The sequence below is a fragment of the Cryomorphaceae bacterium genome (assembly GCA_007695365.1).
Classification (GTDB): Bacteria; Bacteroidota; Bacteroidia; order Flavobacteriales_D; family SKUL01; genus SKUL01.
Map to the genome: position 1 here is coordinate 36078 of REDV01000059.1, position 17862 is coordinate 53939.

General features: G+C 46.2%; 11 protein-coding genes. 8 read left to right on the forward strand and 3 right to left on the reverse strand.

All coding sequences use genetic code 11. The annotated features are described in order from the left end of the window. Positions 1–103: 103 nt before the first annotated feature. The 3 genes from EA392_03750 to tsaD form a co-directional block, all read right to left on the reverse strand. Positions 104–1261, reverse strand: coding sequence for a hypothetical protein (locus EA392_03750; GenBank protein ID TVR40533.1), 1158 nt, complete (start codon positions 1259–1261; stop codon positions 104–106). Further along, the gene (locus EA392_03755) at positions 1135–3543 is read right to left on the reverse strand and encodes a hypothetical protein (GenBank protein TVR40534.1); all 2409 of its coding nucleotides are present in this window, start codon (positions 3541–3543) and stop codon (positions 1135–1137) included. The genes EA392_03750 and EA392_03755 overlap by 127 nt, the downstream gene beginning before the upstream one ends. Before the next feature lie 175 nt (positions 3544–3718). Continuing rightward, the gene (gene tsaD / locus EA392_03760) at positions 3719–4753 is read right to left on the reverse strand and encodes a tRNA (adenosine(37)-N6)-threonylcarbamoyltransferase complex transferase subunit TsaD (GenBank protein ID TVR40535.1); all 1035 of its coding nucleotides are present in this window, start codon (positions 4751–4753) and stop codon (positions 3719–3721) included. Between the two features lie 121 nt (positions 4754–4874). Between tsaD and EA392_03765 the strand changes: the two genes are divergently transcribed. From EA392_03765 to EA392_03800, 8 genes are all read left to right on the forward strand, one after another. Then, complete coding sequence (locus EA392_03765; GenBank protein TVR40536.1) at positions 4875–9293, forward strand: translocation/assembly module TamB; 4419 nt, start codon at positions 4875–4877, stop codon at positions 9291–9293. A gap of 227 nt (positions 9294–9520) precedes the next feature. Further along, complete coding sequence (locus EA392_03770) at positions 9521–9733, forward strand: XRE family transcriptional regulator (GenBank protein TVR40537.1); 213 nt, start codon at positions 9521–9523, stop codon at positions 9731–9733. Between the two features lie 31 nt (positions 9734–9764). Next, entirely contained in the window at positions 9765–10085 is a 321-nt protein-coding gene (locus tag EA392_03775; protein TVR40557.1) for a phosphatidylinositol kinase, read from the forward strand. Beyond that, positions 10082–11110 carry a type II toxin-antitoxin system HipA family toxin gene (locus EA392_03780; protein ID TVR40538.1) on the forward strand — a complete coding sequence of 343 codons (1029 nt, stop codon included), beginning with the start codon at positions 10082–10084 and terminating at the stop codon, positions 11108–11110. The genes EA392_03775 and EA392_03780 overlap by 4 nt, the downstream gene beginning before the upstream one ends. Before the next feature lie 363 nt (positions 11111–11473). After that, positions 11474–14986, forward strand: a complete 3513-nt coding sequence (locus EA392_03785) for a T9SS C-terminal target domain-containing protein (protein ID TVR40539.1) — start codon at positions 11474–11476, stop codon at positions 14984–14986. A 95-nt stretch (positions 14987–15081) separates the two neighbouring features. Further along, positions 15082–15972 (forward strand): hypothetical protein, encoded by an 891-nt coding sequence (locus EA392_03790; protein TVR40540.1) that lies wholly within the window; start codon positions 15082–15084, stop codon positions 15970–15972. Between the two features lie 188 nt (positions 15973–16160). Next, entirely contained in the window at positions 16161–17114 is a 954-nt protein-coding gene (locus EA392_03795) for a hypothetical protein (GenBank protein TVR40541.1), read from the forward strand. 236 nt (positions 17115–17350) lie between these two features. Continuing rightward, positions 17351–17845, forward strand: coding sequence for a hypothetical protein (locus EA392_03800; GenBank protein ID TVR40542.1), 495 nt, complete (start codon positions 17351–17353; stop codon positions 17843–17845). Positions 17846–17862: the final 17 nt, after the last annotated feature.

Here is a 17862-nt window from a genome sequence, read left to right on the forward strand (position 1 = left end):
AAAAATTAGATTAGACTAAAAATATTATTTCCCGCCGCAAATAGGAATCCCGATCAAAAAAAAGCTGGCGAGTGTTGCCAGCTTTCAAGAGAATTAAATGGGATTATTTACAGTGTGTTTCAATCAGAGCATCTACTTCACCGTCGTCGTAGAGTTCGTTGTACCCGTATTTCAGGGATTTCTTCAGGTCGCTGCACGCACGATTTATTCTACCTTCTGTGGCAATGGTTATCAGAGCCCGCACCTTGAGTGCAAAAGGATTGGCCGGCATATTTTTAATGGATCGGTTAACTGTTTTGAGGGCCTCGTCGTAGTCTTCAAGTTTGAAGAGTGCGTAGGCCTTATTGGCGAGGGCGATGGGTTGTTGCGGGTCATATTTCAGGGCCTCATCGGAGTAGGATAGCGATTCGAGGAACATTCCGATGCGCGCGTAAATGTAACCCACATTGATGTAGGTATCCATGATGTATGGGTTGAGCGCTAAAAGTATTTGGAGGTAGTGCGCAGCTTGTTTCTTGTCGCCCAATTCATACAGAACCAGGGCCATGTTTTCCAGGGCTTCTGCATTGGCAGTGTCCACAGCCAGTGCTTTTTCATAGTTTTCGGAGCTGCGTTGAAAGTCACGAAGCAAGCGAAAAGCATCACCCCTGGCAATTTGGGCCTCGGCAACTTGTTTGGCTGTCATCTCAAGTGCCTCGGCATTTTGAATGTAAACCAGTGCAGAATCCGGAAGTTTGTTATAGTTGAAATACTGCGCTTTCAAAAGGTGCATTTTAGGATTGCCGGGTTCAAGCTTTACTGCTTCATTGATGTCCGTAATGGCTCTTCGGTCGCGCCCCAAAAGTAAATTCAATGTGCCCCTGCTGTAGTAATAGAGTGCGTTACCGGGGTCGGCTGCGATGGCCTTTCCGTAAAGGTTTTCTGCTTTATTCCAGTTCTGCTCTTTTTCTGCCTTGCGAGCTTCACCGAAAAAGCGCATGGCTTCATTATTATCCTGTGCACTACTGTTTGAGGTAAAAATCAAAGAGGCAACAACGGCAACAAATACCAACAGAGAGAAGTGTTTTGTCATGGCAATCAGATTCTGCAATGTGTTAAGCGGTTCAATGATACGACATACTGAGCGAATTGTTATCACCGAATTACAGAAATGGTGCCATTCTGCTCTACAACCTTGCCTTGAATGGTTCGGCCTTTGAACTTGTACACAAAGGTTTCGCTGCTGCTGTAGTAGTTGGATCCGCCGATGCTTCCATTCCATTTATTACCCTTCATATCTGCAGAGTAAAACACCATTTGGCCATTGCGGGAAAAAATCCACAATTCCGTTTCCGCGAAGTTTCCGGCGTGTACTTCAAAGAGGTCGTTAATACCATCCTCGTTGGGTGTAAAGGCATTGGGGATAAACAGCGTATGGCTGCAGTCTTCGGTTTCGAGCCATATATCCAGCTCTGCCGTGCCGCACATGTTCTCGGCAGTGATGGTGTAGAGCCCCGGTTCGCGAAGGGTAGTACTCGCTGTTTCCGGTCCGTGCGACCAGCTAATCTCATCTGCCTCTTGCACCCAGGGCGAAATCTGAAGGCGCTCACCGTCGCAAATTTCGTAGAAGGTTTCACTCAATGCAATGGTGGGCTCGGGCTGAAGCCATACATAGGTGCTCGCTGAGGATGGGCATCCATTGTGCATCACTTCCACACTAAGGACGCCTTCATCCTCCGCATTGGCCACGGCTCCCTGTTGCCCGTTCGACCAATTGAAACTCTGTGCCTGACTCACGCCCGAAGGAATTTCCAGCGGAAACGTACATGCCATCACCGAGTCGGGCAATTGGGCTGATTGATACGAAATCTGATTGATCACAACTGTGCGGGTGCCCTCACAGCCCTCGGTAGATGCAGTAAGTTGGTACGCACCCGGGGATGGAATTTCGGTAAACGACTGCGTACTTCCTGTGCTCCATAAATAAGTTTCCGCTTCTACATTACTTTCAAAAGTGATTGGAAAGGAGCACACCGCTGTATCCGGAATCATGTTGAAGGTAAAGGTGTTTTCAATAAGAACATAGGTTGAGTCCATCGCCACACATCCATTTTGTTCGTAGGTCAGAAACACCCATCCTGTTTCTTCCACATCAATAGTAGGGGTTTGGTGACCGGTTGACCACGAGTAAGTTGCATTGGTAACGTTAGCGCTTATGTTCACCGGAGGAAGACAAGCTTCCAGCGAATCCGGAAGGTTGGCGGGCTCGGGCGCGATGAGATTCACCACAAGCTGATCCGAGCTTTCGCAACCGTTTTGAACCACTGTAACGCTGTATGAACCGGGTGCATTGACCTCGATAGAAGCCGTGTTTTCGCCGGTACTCCATTGGTAGGTGGCATTGGCGATACCGGTTTCAAGTAGCACAGGCCACTCGCAAACATTGAGGTCCGGTCCCAAATCAACAGGTTCAAAGTCAACAAGAGATACCTGTGTGGTCGCCGTGGCTTCACACAATCCTGCGGCTACCGTAACGGTATATGCTCCGGGCTGGTTAATCATCGGAGAGGCATCTTCCGAGCCATTGCTCCATAAATAGCTTTCGGCATTGGGGTGCTCAAATTCAATCTGGAAGGGAAATGCGCAGGTTTCAAAATTTGCAGGCAAATCCAGTTCAAAGGGAGGGACTACTATTACGACCACACTGTCGGTAGATATACAACCTGTTCCGCCTGAGTCGGCAGCTAGATAAAAGGTGTGGGTGATGGGGTTATTTCCTTCATTGATGAGGGTAACCGTGGGGTTTGCAATTTGCGTGCTGCTTAAAGCCGGGTGGGCTTCCCAGGTGTAGCTTACGTTGGAAACCGGCTCCTCACCCAAAGTATAGGTGTCGCCCGAACAGATGGTGGCGCTTTCTCCGGCATTGGCTTCAAACGTGTTTTCAAGCGGAATGCAGCCTTGAAAACTCAGGCCGTCGAGCCCAAAATCATTTCCGTGATTCACGCCGTTCATGCCCACAATACAAATCAAAGCCTGAGCTACCCCGGGAGGAGCCGTCCACGTTACGCTGTGCTGATCCCAAAAGTTAAGTGTTGTAGGGGCTGTGTACTGCGGTCCGACATCGGTTCCGTTGATGCGAACCTGTAGAATGCCGGGGTTGTCGGTAACAACAGACTGCACGTGCATCGTAAAGGTATAGACCCCGCCGGGTGTTACCGGTACCATTTGACACCAGATGTTTTGATTGGTAATGTTGTGCCCGTTTATCACCATGAAATTGCTTCCCGGAGTGGGAAACAAGCCCTGACCTGTAAAATCCCAGTGGAACGAGCTCGCGCTTGGGCCAATCTGATAAGTGCCAGGGTTCCATAGCGGAGGAAGTCCACCTCCCGGGTTGGGGTTGCCGTTGTAATCAGAGGTGAAGCCTACATCTCCTTCGGTAAAATCACCATTGAAGATGAGCTCGCCGGTTGCTGTTTCGCAGGCCGGACATTGCCCAAAACTGCCAAAGGCAATAAGTGAGGTGGTTAGCAGTAATGTTAAGCGAATCAATGAGGAAGTCATTCTACACAAGTCTTTCTTGCAGGTTAAAATAAAAAGATGAGGCACCGCGCGAAAATCAACAACAATGCCGGTATTAAATGGTTTCGCGTGGTTGACGTTAGGAATTCATTCAGGTTGAACAGAGAATGAAATTTTTCTCGTTTTTTTTAACCTTCAGTGAGTTTGGCGTGAAAACTCACCTACCCAAATCGAAGCCAAACCCGGGTTTAGGGCTTACCGAGAAATCAGTAAATTGCTCTTTCTGAAAAGCAAAGTATCCGGCCGCGCCAATCATGGCAGCATTGTCTGTGCAGTATTCAAATTTCGGGATGTACACTTTCCAACCATGCCTTTCCTGCATGGAGAGCATGGTATTGCGCAATTCACTGTTGGCCGAAACACCGCCCGCGATGGCTATGTGCCGAATGTTTTCGCGTTCAGCAGCCTTTTTCAGTTTGCTCATCAAAAAACTCACGATGGCCCGTTGATAGCCCGCGCAGATGTCGTTGAGGTTATTTTGAATAAAGTCGGGTTCTTCAGCTTGCCGGTCGCGAAGAAAGTAGAGTAAGGAGGTTTTAAGCCCGCTGAAACTGTAATCCAGTCCTTTTACAGCTGGGTGCGGAAATGAAAACCTCTCAGGGTTTCCTTCGCGAGCCAGCTTATCTACCAGCGGACCGCCCGGGTAGGGGAGCCCCAGCACCTTGGCTGCTTTGTCAAAGGCCTCGCCCGCCGCATCGTCAATGGTTTGCCCCAGTATGGTCATATCGTGCGCACTGTCTATCCGCACAATTTGGGTATGACCTCCTGAAACAGTGAGGCATAAAAAGGGAAACTCCGGTTTTTCAGGACCGGCATCGTCAATGAAATGCGCCAGAATGTGGGCCCGCATGTGATGCACTTCGAGCATGGGTATCTTCCAGGCCAATGCCAGCGATTTGGCAAAGGCTACCCCTACGTGCAAACTTCCCATCAGTCCGGGCCCCACGGTAAAGGCAATGGCGCTCAGGTGGCTGTGTTCAATTCCGGCGCGACGAATGGCCGCATCTACCACCGGAACAATGTGTTGTTGGTGCGCTCTGGACGCCAGCTCGGGCACCACCCCGCCAAATTCTCGGTGTACCTCCTGGTTGGCCACTACATTGGCCAATACCTTTGTGTTTTGCAGCACAGCCGCCGAGGTATCATCGCACGATGATTCAATGGCCAGTATAAATGTATCGTTGCTTTTCATGAAGGAGCTTGAGTGTAGCACTATATTTGCTGAAATACGGCAAAAATAAGCAAGTTGTACCATCGTTTAACTTCCGATTATTAGAACATTCTTTCGCATACTGCTATGGTCTGCCATTGGGTTGTTGCTGTTGGGATATTCTCTCAACGTTGCGCTTCGATTGCCTGTGGTGCAAACATTTGTGACCGCCAAAGTGGCTACGTGGTTGGGCAATCAGCTCGGTACACGCATTGAAGTACAAGCCGTGCATTTCGAATTCTTCGACACTTTTACCCTCAAGGGGTTGTACATTGAAGATCAGCAAGGCGATACCTTGCTCTACACCGAGCGGCTGAGGCTCAATCTCGAAATTTTGCGGTTCAGAACCGAGGTGGCAGAGTTTGACTTGATTCAGTTCGACCGGCCGGTTTTTTACCTTGAAATCAACGAAGATTCAGTGGGAGGCACGAACCTCGATTTTATCGTGAATTATTTTCGGCCGGCGCAGCCCGATACTATGGATAAACCCCACTGGTCGCTCTATACGGACGATCTAAGAATCAATGACGCTCACTTCAGGCTGCGCAAACGGGGAGCAGACCATAAAGAATTCGGAATGGATTTCGAAAACCTCGATGTGCACGATATCCAATTGCGCTTCGAAAAAGTTGAATGGCTGGCCGATACACTCTACGCGGATGTGCAGCACATTACACTGAAAGAGCAAAGTGGTTTTGTAATTAATGAGTTGCAGGGTTTGCTCAAGCTTTCCTCCGGCGGACTCGAGTTTCAAAACCTCATGTTGGAAACGCCCAACTCGGAGCTAAAAGGAGAGCTGAGTTTTCACCACAACAACTTCAGAGCCTACCGGCAGTTTGTAGATTCGGTTAGAATTCGTTCGCGTTTTGAAGGAAGTGTTTTGGGGTTCAGGGATGTGAGCTACTTCGCCCCCGGGCTGGAAGGCTTTCGGCAGCAAATTGGGGTGGACGGACGCATCCGCGGCTCCATTTCCAATCTCAAAGGCACCGGAATGAAAATTCACCTGGGAGACGACTCCTATTTTCTTGGGAACTGTGATTTAATAGGTCTGCCCAATGTGCAGTCAACCTACATGAACCTGGATGTGCGCAAGGTATTGCTGACCTACACCGATTTGCAGCAAATTCAAATTCCGCCTTTTAAGGACCTGCGATACCTTACCGTACCTGATGAATTTAAAACATTGGGAACGATGCGTTTTAACGGACAATTCACGGGCTTTTTCAACAGCTTTGTGGCTTTTGGGAACCTCAGAACCGACATCGGAAACCTGGGGCTTGACCTTGGCATTGAACAACCGGAAACTGCCGGCGAAGCGGCCTATTCCGGCTTGTTGGTGAGTGACCAGTTTGATTTTGGGCGCTTTTTCGGGATGGAAGATCTGGGCAGGGTAGCAGCCAATGTTGAAGTGAAAGGAAGCGGATTTTCGCTCGATAATGTCAATGCTGAAGTTCGGGGAAAAATCGACCAGCTTGTTTTCAGGGATTACTCCTACGAGGATATCTCGGTCGGCGCGCAACTTGAGCGCAACCTCTTTAACGGAAAAATGAGCATCAACGACCGCAACATCAGCCTCGATTTTGATGGTTTGATTGATCTTCGGGCCGATACAGCGCAACTGGATTTTGTGAGCAACATCTTCCACATGGATTTTGGCGCGCTGAACTTGCTTCCGCTCAAGCAGTATTCCAGCCTTACCACGCGTCTGGAAGTGGGGATTCAAGCCGTGAACGTGAACCAGTTCAAGGGCGAAGCCACGGCGATTTCAACCCTGCTTTGCATCGGTCAGGAAGACGACGACGAACACGAATTTGACCTAGGTGATGTATGGCTTTCATCGGCACGTGAGGCTGATCGCGGACGGGTCTTGCTGCAGTCAGCCGTGGCAGATGCCGAAATTGTGGGCAAATTTCAGGTGCAAACCCTTGCCAACAGCTTTCTCTCAGTAGTTCACTCAGCATTGCCTGCGCTGTTTGAAAATCGCGATACCCCGTGGGAAGTCGCCGAGCAGCGTTTCGATTACTCTGTAGTAGTGAAAGATTTCTCCATGGTGAGCGACTGGCTCTTGCCCGCCCTCGGAATGAATGAAGGCGCCACCTTTGAGGGAGTCTATGATTCCAAGCGAATGTTCTTTCAAATCAGCTCACAAATTCCCGAGCTTCGAACAGGCGGGGTGCGCTTCAAAAATTTCACCTTCGACGCCGAAAACAACAACGGTATTCTTGTGGCCGAAGCCGCAGCAGAAGCATTGCCCTTTAGCGATAGCCTGCACTTTGAACACCTCGACCTGCGCCTCAAAGCACAGCAAGACCAGTTTGACGCCGACTTTTTCTTTACTGATCGCGCAAGCCGCGGAAAACAAAGCCACATTCCCTTTTCAGGAGAGTTTCTGGGTCCGCGTACTTTCCACTTCGATTTGGATACTGTAAGTGTGCATTTGCTCGACGAGCACTGGATAAGCCTTGAAAGCAGCTCGCTGGATGTAGATTCAACTGCGTTTACCTTTTCGCAATTCCGGATGCACAGTGATACGCGCATGGTGGGTATTCACGGGACCGTTTCCGAAGACATGGAACAAGCCCTCGCCTTTGAAATCGTGAACCTCAATATTGATATCATCAACCGCCTTACGCCTGAAAATGTTCCTAACTTTTTTGGAATCCTCAACGCCGACGGGCAAATGAAAGGAGCCGACGAGGGGCGCGATATCAACAGCACCATTGACCTCAGCCGCTTTAAAATTGAAGACCAGGAAGTGGGAACCCTGCACGTGGATGCCCGTTGGAATCTTCAACAAGCCCTGCTCGATATCAGCGGACAAATGCGCTTTCGCGATACGGAAACCATTGCCATTGAAGGAACCTACAATCCGCAATTAGAAGAAGATCCGCTGGATGTACAGTTTGAGCTCGACGGTCTCAGTCTGGCCATTCTCAACAGCATCATTCCCGGAGGGGTGAGCGATTTTACCGGTGGAGCCCACGGCAAGCTCAAAGCCTCCGGAACTTTTCGAGAGCCCAAATTTCACGGCGACCTGACCCTGCGCGATGCCAGTGTAAAAGTGGACTACCTCAATACCAGGTATTTTGTGGATGATAAGGTGGTGGTACGCCCCGACTTTATTGGTTTTAACTACATTCCCATCAGGGACGAGGAAGGCAATCCCGGTAGAATGATCGGTACGCTTTTTCATGAGAATTTCCGCGATTTTACCTACCACTTTTATGTAGAGATGGAGCGTTTTCTTTGTCTCAACACCACCATGTACGACAACGACCTGTTCTACGGAAAGGCATACGGAACGGGCACGGTAAACATCACCGGCTATGAAGACAATCTGGATATAGAGGTGAGCGCAACTTCCAAACCCGGTACCATGATTTTCCTTCCGCTCGGAGGCCCCAAGGAGGTAACCTTGGAGCGCTTTGTGAGCTTTGTAAGTGCCGATGGTATAGTAGAGGCCCCCGCAGAACTCGACCTCACGGGTATCCGGCTGGTGATGGACATAGAAACCACACCCGATATGCTGGTAGAGCTTGTTTTTGACGAAAGCCTGGGCGATATGATGCGCGTGCGCGGAAGTGGTCCTATCAACATGGAAATCAGCAGCGACGGACAGTTCACCATGTTCGGGCGCTACGAAATAGAACAAGGGGAGTACCTTTTTACGTTGCAAAACATTATCAACAAACGTTTTAGTATTCAGCGTGGTAGTGTGATAGGGTGGTACGGAGATCCTTACAACGCAGATATTGACCTGCGGGCAGTGTATAAACTCAGGGCTTCACTTGCCGATTTGATGGGTGAATTTGCCGAGGGATTTACCAGTCGGGTTCCGGTAAACCTTGTGCTCAAACTCACCAACAAGCTCATGAATCCTGATGTGGATTTCAGTGTAGAATTGCCTACTTCCGACGAGAGTATGCAAAACCTTGTAAACAGCGTGCTCAGCTCCGAAGAAGAAAAAAACAAACAGGCTTTTGCGCTTCTGGTTCTCAACAGGTTTTTACCTCCCTCAAACCGGGCGGCGGTAACGGCAGGAGGGCAGATGAACATCGGCGCGGCCACCACCACCGAAATGATGTCGAATCAATTGAGCAACTGGTTGTCGCAAATTTCCGACGACTTTAACGTGGGGGTCAATTACCGCCCGGGCGATAACATCACCAACGAAGAACTTGCCGTGGCGCTCTCCACGCAATTGCTCAACGACCGTCTGCTGCTGAGCGGTAGTTTTGGTGTGGCCAACAGTCCGGCCAACGTTACAGCCGAAACCAACAACCAGGTAATCGGCGACTTTATGGCTGAGTACCTCATCACCGAGGACGGTAAACTAAGACTGAAAGTGTTCAGTGAATCAGCTGATTACAATATCCTTCAAACCTACCGTACGGGTTCAATGCAGGGGGCGGGTATTGCCTACCAGGAAGACTTCAACTCATTTGCAGATCTCGCCTGCAAACTCCGCAACATGCTTCGCAAAAGAGGCGATCGCGTGGTGTGCGATGATTTATATAGGTAGGAGAGAAGCCGTGAATGCTTCAATATACATTACCCCATCTCGTCATGGTTGCAAACCAGGACCAGGAAGGGTTAGAAGATGTGTGATCTAAAAATCACACTATAATGTGGTTTCACCTGTTTCACATCCCGTTTCAGAGCATATAGATCCATAAATCACAATATAATGTGTTTTTGCTTGTCGTTTTAGAGAACAAACCTTATTTTTGACTCTAAAACCACACTATAATGTTAGTTGGAGTTCTTGGTGAAACAATCAAAAAAAGACGGAAGGAGTTGAGCATAACTCAACCTCACCTGGCAGAACTGGCAAATGTCAGTACAAACACGCTTTATAAATTAGAAAGAGGACAAGGTAATCCTTCGTTAGATGTGTTGAACAAATTGGCTGAAGTGTTGGGAATGGAGCTAACCCTTGAGGTGAAAAAGCTGTCCCGGTAATTTCGGAAGAAATATTGAGTAAATGAGAGTAATGGAAATATATCGCAACGGCACACTGGCCGGAACTCTGACAGAAGAGAACCGAAAGCATTATATTTTCAGATATGATGATCAATATTTCAACGATTTAAGTAAGCCACCGATCAGTTTGACATTACCCAAAACGTATCAGGAATATAGCAGCAATTATTTGTTTCCCGTTTTCTTCAATATGCTGAGTGAAGGAGTGAACAGGAAATTTCAAAGCACACATTTAAAAATAGACGAGGATGATCATTTTGGTTTACTGGGAGCAACAGCACAATTTGACACAATTGGAGCAATAACCGTAAAACCAATAACGGTAAGATGAACTTAACTGAATTAAAATATTGCCCGGGAACATTGGCAGAAGGTTTTTCTACTTATAGCCCGGGCTGCTTCCGGAATTTGTTCAGCGGCAAGAGGGTTAATCATGTTTTGCCCTATGAGCAGCCCCGGCAAAGCGAAGAAGTTGCAGAACAATTCATGGAAAATCGCAAACGCATATCCATATCCGGGGTTCAAGAAAAATTGAGCTTTCTTTTAGAGAAAAATGTATTGCGATTAACAAGGGAAGGAGAACAGGGAACATATATCCTTAAGCCGATACCAGTTGATTTAAAAAAAGTTGATCAGGTGCCGGCCAACGAGCATCTTACCATGCAAATAGCCAAACAAGTGTACGGTCTGAATACGGCAGAAAACGCTATGATTTTTTTTAGAAATGGTACACCTGCCTACATTACCAAAAGATTTGACGTTAAAGAAAACACCGGTCTGCCAAACGGACAGGGAGATAAGTGGGGCAAAGAAGATTTTGCAACACTTGCAGGAAGAACAAAAGACAATGCAGGTACAAACTTCAAATATGAATACAGCTATGAAGAGGTAGGTCAGCTGATCCGGCAATTTGTTCCGGCATGGCGCGTAGAAATAGAAAAGTATTTCTCGTTGGTTGTTTTCAATTACCTGTTCTCAAACGGAGACGCTCATTTAAAGAACTTTTCTCTTCTTGAATCACCAAGCGGAGATTATCTGTTGAGTCCTGCTTATGATTTGGTTAATACAAAACTTCATGTGGACGATACAGATTTTGCATTAGAAAAAGGACTGTTTGCAGACAAATTTAAAAGTGACCAGTACAAAAAAAGCGGTCATCCTTCTAAAGCAGACTTCGTGGAATTTGCACTGAGAATTGGAGTTGCAGAAAGCAGGGTTGAGAAGCTATTAAATCCTTTTTTAGAAAAGCAAGATTTTGTCGAAATACTCATCAGTCGTTCTTTTTTAGCTGAGGCCAACAAGAGAGGGTACTTGCTTATGTATAACACAAAAAGAAATTATTTAATCGCCCAATGAGATTGAACCGCCAACACGGCTCAACGCTCACGATTACCTTCGTCAAAAAAACGGAGTGAGTGGCCACTAACCCTGAGCAGTGAACTGTGCATTGGGTTGATTCTAAAGTGTTAAAAATTTGGATTTAAAAAATATTCTTTTCAACTTGATACCCCTTTACGGAGGCGTTCCTCTTTTAACCAACAGTATGTCAACCAACTAAACACTAATTGCCATGATGAATCCATTTCAAACTTACGGTCATCTTACCGATTTATCTGCTCAGTTTTGTGTCAGCGAAACTTCATTTTTCCAAAGATATCTGCTAACAGGGGGGGGCACAGGAAGTTAATCTTTACTGTCTGTCTTTCGCTACTTTGCGGTATGGTTCAACTTCAAGCTCAATCACAGGTTTTTATTTCCGAAAAATGGAGTGGCATAGGAGGTGTAACTGAGGTGTTTCACCACAATGTAACCGCAACAGATGGCCAAAAGAACATCTACATTGCAGGTTCTACCATAAATGATTTTGGCAACCACGATATCATTCTCCAGAAGTTTGACCGCGAAGGAGATTTGTTGTGGCAGCAAACCTACAACGGTCAGGCCAATTTAGACGATATGGCCGCTGATGTTTTTGTTGACAGTGCTAACAACGTATATATTACAGGAACCAGCACTGAAAGCCTGCAAGCGGGTTATGATTTATGTGTGCTGAAATACAGCAGCCAGGGAGCACTCCTTTGGAGTTATTTTTACGACAACGGCGCCTCACCCTTGCCAATGGATGCGGGTACGGCAATTATAGGCGATAATGACGGGAGCATATTTGTAACCGGCGGAAGTATGGGCAACAATACGATGTCAGATTTTGTGACCATCCGGCTAAACGCTGGCAACGGCAATGAAGTTTGGGTGGAGCGCTACGATTATGACGGCTTGAATGATCTGGCCGCCAAAATAGCCCTTACCGATGGTAAAGTGGTTGTGGCAGGGGCGAGCCAGATTTCTGCCTCACCCGATAGTTGGGAACTCGCCACATTAACCTATGCCATATCTGATGGTGAATGGCTTGCTGAGCAGCGCACCACGGGTAGCGCAACCGACGGAGTAGATGAAATCAGTGACATCACATTGGACGATGATTTTATTTATCTGGCTGGTGCGGTGTACAACAGCGGAAATGATTTCGATATTCGTGTTTACAAGCTCGATGAAGAGCTGAACATCGTTTGGGAAGTTGACTTTGACGGATACCAGGGCGTGGATAAGGCCCGGGGAATAAAAGTAGATGCCGATGGCTTTGTTTATGTTGCCGGGTTTGTTACCAGCCCCACCGAAGGAAGAAACTACATCACACTGAAGTACGACTCCGCCGGAAATCTGAAATGGAGCCGTGAGTACAACGGCCAGTCCAATGCGGATGATGAAGCTGTGCAACTGGTCATAGACGAGCACGACAGAATATTTGTGACTGGCAAGCTTCAGAACAGCAACTACACAGACTTTGTGACCGTCGGTTATTACAGCAATGGCGATCCCTTTGGGCAAGCAATATTTTACAGCCCCAATGGCCTGAATGACCGCCCCTCATCAATAACCATCGATTTAGACGGCGACCTGATTGTAACCGGCCAGTGCGAGCAACCCTCGGGAGGCATGCGTACCTATACCGTAAAGTACCGGGTGTATGATAAACCCATTGTGCCGGTAATGATTGATAGCGTGGTATCTCACAACGCGAATGAGTTGTTGATTCGTTTTGACCGTTCTTCAATGAAGTATGAAGCTGTAGACAATCGAAGCTTTGTGGCAGGCGCATTAAGTGAATTCGTAAGGCCGCAAGTTATAGCCAGTATGAACAATCAGGTTGCCGGAGTTGATTTCAAGAAAGTGCAAGCATTTAAGGTATTTAGACGAATGACCAGAAGTGATAGTTTATCTCTAACTCGATTGGGGGATACTTTGCGTCTTGATGACTATTGGGCAACATTATCTATCTTTCTTCCTGAATACGTTGATTTGGAAAATGTATTGGATAGTTTAACTACTTTGTATCCAAATGTTCGTTTTTCATGTTTAAATGAATTTTATGCTAAACATGCGATTCCGAATGACGAGCTCGTTGGATCAGATGAGCAAGCGAGTTTGCTAACAACAAGCAATTTTCCCAATGCGCATATTAATTTGCTTCCTGCCTGGAATGTTTCTACTGGTTCCTGGTCATACTTTGCACCGAAAGTTGGTGTTTATGATACTCCTGTTTATTGGGCCCATGAGGACTTTGGGAATGGAAGCTTTGAGGGATCTAAGATTAAAGGCGGTTATGACGCGAATACAGATATTCATATATCAAATATTTTCACTCCACATGATAGTCACGGAACTTCGGTGGCGGGTGTAATAGGTGCACTTCGGAACAATGGCAAAGGAATAGCGGGGATTGCTGGCGGAGATGTGGATGGCATCGGTTCAACTGGCGCAGATTTATATTCGTTTGGTATTTTTAGCTCAAGCTTAGTTTCAGTAAGCAATCAATCAGGGTTCGTGGGTGTCGCTTCAGTCGCAAGTGCTATTCAAGAGGGAGCAATTATGACGCCAGAAGGGAGTTACGGTTATGGTCTAGAGCTTCAGAATCATAGTTGGAGTGGGGTTGCTCCAAATCCTCTAATCAGAGAAGCAATTGAATTGGCCTGGAGGAATGATTGTGCAATAGTTGCTTCAAGAGGTAATGATGGAACTACCCAACTGCTTTATCCGGCCTGCTATGACGATGCTCACGTCATGAGCGTGATTGCTAGTGGTAACGACGGTGAATGGAAGTTTGGACTAAGCAACGGAATAGAGGATTGGAGCTCAAATTATGGTGGTGATGCGGATTTTATGGCACCAGGCTCTGCCGACGTTGTTTCATCAACTATTTTCTCTGAAGAGCCCTATAGTTTTCCTCAGTCAAATTGTACATCTGATTTATATCCGGATTATCAATGTTTTCCTGGCACTTCGGCAAGTGCAGCGCATGTATCCGGCGTTGCAGCCTTGATGATGGCTGCCCACAACATCCACAATGGAGCTCCAAGCAATCTGGCACCGGAGGATATTGAGAAAATTCTTGAGAAAACGGCAAATGGCTCTGGTAACTATACCCAAGAGCAAGGTTGGGGTTTAATCAATGCGGGAGATGCTTTGAACGCAGTCAATCATCCCGAATATTACATTATTCATCCTCAATTAACAGATATACAAGAGTCAGTAGTCACTGATGTCTCTGTTGTTTTAGCGGTCAGCTCTCACGGACTTGCAGCTGGTTCTTACATAGCAGATAAACATCACATACAATTGACTTATCAGGTAACGTTGCCTGGTAATCATGAAATTATTGACTGGTGGCCGTTAGAAAGTAAGACATTTAAAGGTGTAGGTCCCGGTAATCCTATCAGCGGTGATCCTTGGATGTTAGTGAACTCTTCGGTTGATCTCGGCTCTAATACAGCTACGATTAATGTAGAAACCTATGCGTGGTGGGTAAAGCAGCAACAGGTAACTCAGCAGACCATTTATCAGGCTATTCCCAGTTTTTTTAATGTTGGGTACGGATATTCCTTGCACGTCAAAAACAATAGTATTACATCTGAGCGCCCGATTGAAGACTACAAATTGAAAGTATATCCTAATCCCGCATCCAATTTTTTGTTTATTAATTTGGAAGTTGAGGCAATGGGTGATACAAAATTTTCTGTGTTTGATGCAATTGGTAATTCCGTTTTGGATGGTGTTTATTCAAGAAATAGTTCCGGGGTAGTAACTATCGATATTTCCAAATTGCCGAGTGGGTTGTACGTGTGTAAGTTGCAGTCGGGTGAACAAATGTTCACTTCAAAATTTATTGTTCAATAATGAAGCCCAGTAAGCTTATGCCTCGTTACTTGCTCATCTTGACAACCGTGCTCATATTTGCGATTTCCACGACATCATGCAGGAAAGACCATTCTTTGGTGCAAGATGATGATGAATTGAAACCTAATCAATGTGTACCTCTTCCACCGGAATACCATGACGTGATTGGCTGGATGACCTTTCAGTCTGAGTTGCCTCGCCAATTGAGACCTTGCTTCAACCCGATGAATAGCAATGAGATTGTTTTTCAGGAAGATTTAGAATCCGGTACATCGGGTATCTATAAATTCAACTTAATTACCAAAGAGAAAATTTTTCTCACGGAAGGCCCATTGGTTAGTCAGCCGAGTTGGGGGGTAAATGATTGGCTTCTTCTTGTGTTCAACGACTTCAATGTATGGAGAATCAGGTCGGATGGCACTGGTTTGGAGCGAATTACCGAAGGAGGTGGATTTTACTCACCGAAATGGAATGTGAACGGAACCGGATTTGTGACTAATTTGCCTTTTCAGCCCAATTTTTCCCTTGTGCACGATATCAATGGTGAGATTATCGATACCTTGTTATTCGATGTTCGCCACAGCTACACTCTGGAAAAAGACCCATACATTGTTGTGCACCACCAAAGCCTGTACAGGGTGTATGACCGCTCAGCGAATAATATTGTTTCAGAGTATCAATTTCAATCATTTTGGGGTGGAGGAGGTGCTGGCTCTGTATTTTGGAAAGATGATTACAGCTTGATTTTTAGCAATCCTGACGGGATACATAGTACTGACTTTGGGTATCAGCAGTTATGTAGACTGGTTGATGCCTGCAATTCAGTTTCATATTCGCATGGCGATATTAACAACGAAAAAACGCAAATGATATGGTCGCGCACTCAACGCGAGTTCATTGGTTCTGCTACAGTCAGAATTACAACAAGACTTCAACTTATGGATGTAAGCGGTAATGTGCTGATGGCTGATGTGCTTGAGGAATAGCGGGAGTAAATACTTTGTAATGGGTACACAACAACTGAAGAGTGGAATGTATATCGTGTCATATACTCAAGACGGAATGACTCAGAATAGAAAACTAATTGTGAAATAATATGAGACAAATGAGAATTTGGGTGCTTCCGATAGTATTCGCCGTTGTTTTTTCTTCCTGTAAGAAAGACCCACCATCTATGAATGGCATTTATCTGCCTTGTACAGGTGGAGACTTCATTCCCTCACCCGGTGGCATGCTTTCGATGATTACGTTAGAGGGGCCGCAATTCACAAAACCGGTTTTTAATCCCAATAATGCATGTGAATTTGTTTATCAGCGTTTTGATAACAGTAAATACCAATTGCGCAGGCACAATTTTGAAACGGGTGAAGATGTTTTGCTCCTCGATGATGTCAGTATCATCTCCAAACCTTCGTGGGGTACAAATGACTGGATTGCTTTTGATTCCTTTCCCCACTACCGGATCAGAGCAGTGCACGCCAGAGACCAAACAGTGGTGCAAATCAGTGATGAAATCTACAGGTTATATCCCATGTGGATGCCAGATGGAGATGAGATATTGTATCAGTATTCACCGGTATTGGGTATTCCGTATTACTTGTTACGAGTAGCTTTTAATCCGGAAGAGACGCCGTCAGATCAAGCAGACACTTTGTTTGTAGGGCCGCATAGAGCAATGAGCGTAGCCGCCAATTCTTCAATCATTGCAGGTAAATTCGAAACCATGGACAATTACTTTTTCGGATTCGCTGAAATTCAGGATATAGATTTTAATCTACATGTACTGCCTCCGGACGATTTTCATTTGGTCGCTAACATATTTCATAGTTGTGTCTCTCCGGATGGCACCACAGCTTATTTTACGACTTATTTGAACAACAGCGACGATGGCCTTTACAGGGTCAATCTGGATTCTAAAACGCATGAAAAAGTACTTGAACATTGCCGGTTTTCACAAATTAAAGATATCGATCATGCTCCCGATAGTGAGTCTTTGTTAATTGTTCGCCAACACGAACGTTTTGGATACCACGATGATGGTCGCCCTGATGGTAAAATCTACCAACAATCTCGTATATATCTGCTGGATTTGCACACCCTTGCGGAAAGAGCAGTTTTGTATGAATGACCCAGGATTTAAAGCTCCGGCAGCATATCGTGAATGAGCAATGCGAAAAATTGAGTTTTTGAAATATGGGTCGATTGGTTTGTTAATGGCTGCTGCCAGGCCCGGTACCCTCATTATTGCCGCTATGCTATTTGGCTCCTGCAAAAAAGAGCAACTACCATAGGTTGGAGAGGAATCGGTATGTATTCATCACGGCTCTTTCGTTTTAAAAATGATTGGAGGTGATGTTATTAGGAATGATGGTGTTCAGTACAAAAATCCGGTTTTCCAACCCTTGCAACCCGGAGGTTATTCTTGATCCTGGTGCCATTGGTAGAGTTTGGGGACAGTATCGACTTACAGTTCATAGTTCCGGTATAGCTTACTTTTCAACGTTTGCCAATGCTGAAGAAGACGGCTTATTTCAATTTCACATTTCGTCGGGTGAATGGACCAAGTTAAGAGGACATTGTGTACTCAATCGTCCCACCCGATTGGATGTTAGTAGCGATGGCAACTCGCTCATTGTTTCACAATCTTTTGCTTATTTTCGATTGGCTCCTGAGGGCAATAAACCCGCTGGGTTTTACGATAACCGCAAACTTGTGCATTTTGACCTCAATACCCATGAGCAGACCTTGCTCGATTTACCTGAGCAGTGCAGTGATGGGGTAGATAACCCTCATCTCGTCCTCGTTTGCAAACCAGAACTAGGAAGGATTAAAGACATGCAATCCAAAATCACACTTTAATGTGATTTTACTGGTTC

Excerpts from the sequence above, each read along its gene's own strand:
- EA392_03770 (TVR40537.1), top strand. The coding sequence starts at position 9,521 with ATGTTAGTTGGAGTTCTTGGTGAAACAATCAAAAAAAGACGGAAGGAG.
- EA392_03750 (TVR40533.1), bottom strand. The coding sequence starts at position 1,261 with ATGGAATGGAAGCATCGGCGGATCCAACTACTACAGCAGCAGCGAAAC.
- EA392_03785 (TVR40539.1), top strand. The coding sequence starts at position 11,474 with ATGGTTCAACTTCAAGCTCAATCACAGGTTTTTATTTCCGAAAAATGG.
- EA392_03780 (TVR40538.1), top strand. The coding sequence starts at position 10,082 with ATGAACTTAACTGAATTAAAATATTGCCCGGGAACATTGGCAGAAGGT.
- EA392_03755 (TVR40534.1), bottom strand. The coding sequence starts at position 3,543 with ATGACTTCCTCATTGATTCGCTTAACATTACTGCTAACCACCTCACTT.
- EA392_03795 (TVR40541.1), top strand. The coding sequence starts at position 16,161 with ATGAATGGCATTTATCTGCCTTGTACAGGTGGAGACTTCATTCCCTCA.
- EA392_03775 (TVR40557.1), top strand. The coding sequence starts at position 9,765 with ATGGAAATATATCGCAACGGCACACTGGCCGGAACTCTGACAGAAGAG.
- EA392_03800 (TVR40542.1), top strand. The coding sequence starts at position 17,351 with ATGATGGTGTTCAGTACAAAAATCCGGTTTTCCAACCCTTGCAACCCG.
- tsaD (TVR40535.1), bottom strand. The coding sequence starts at position 4,753 with ATGAAAAGCAACGATACATTTATACTGGCCATTGAATCATCGTGCGAT.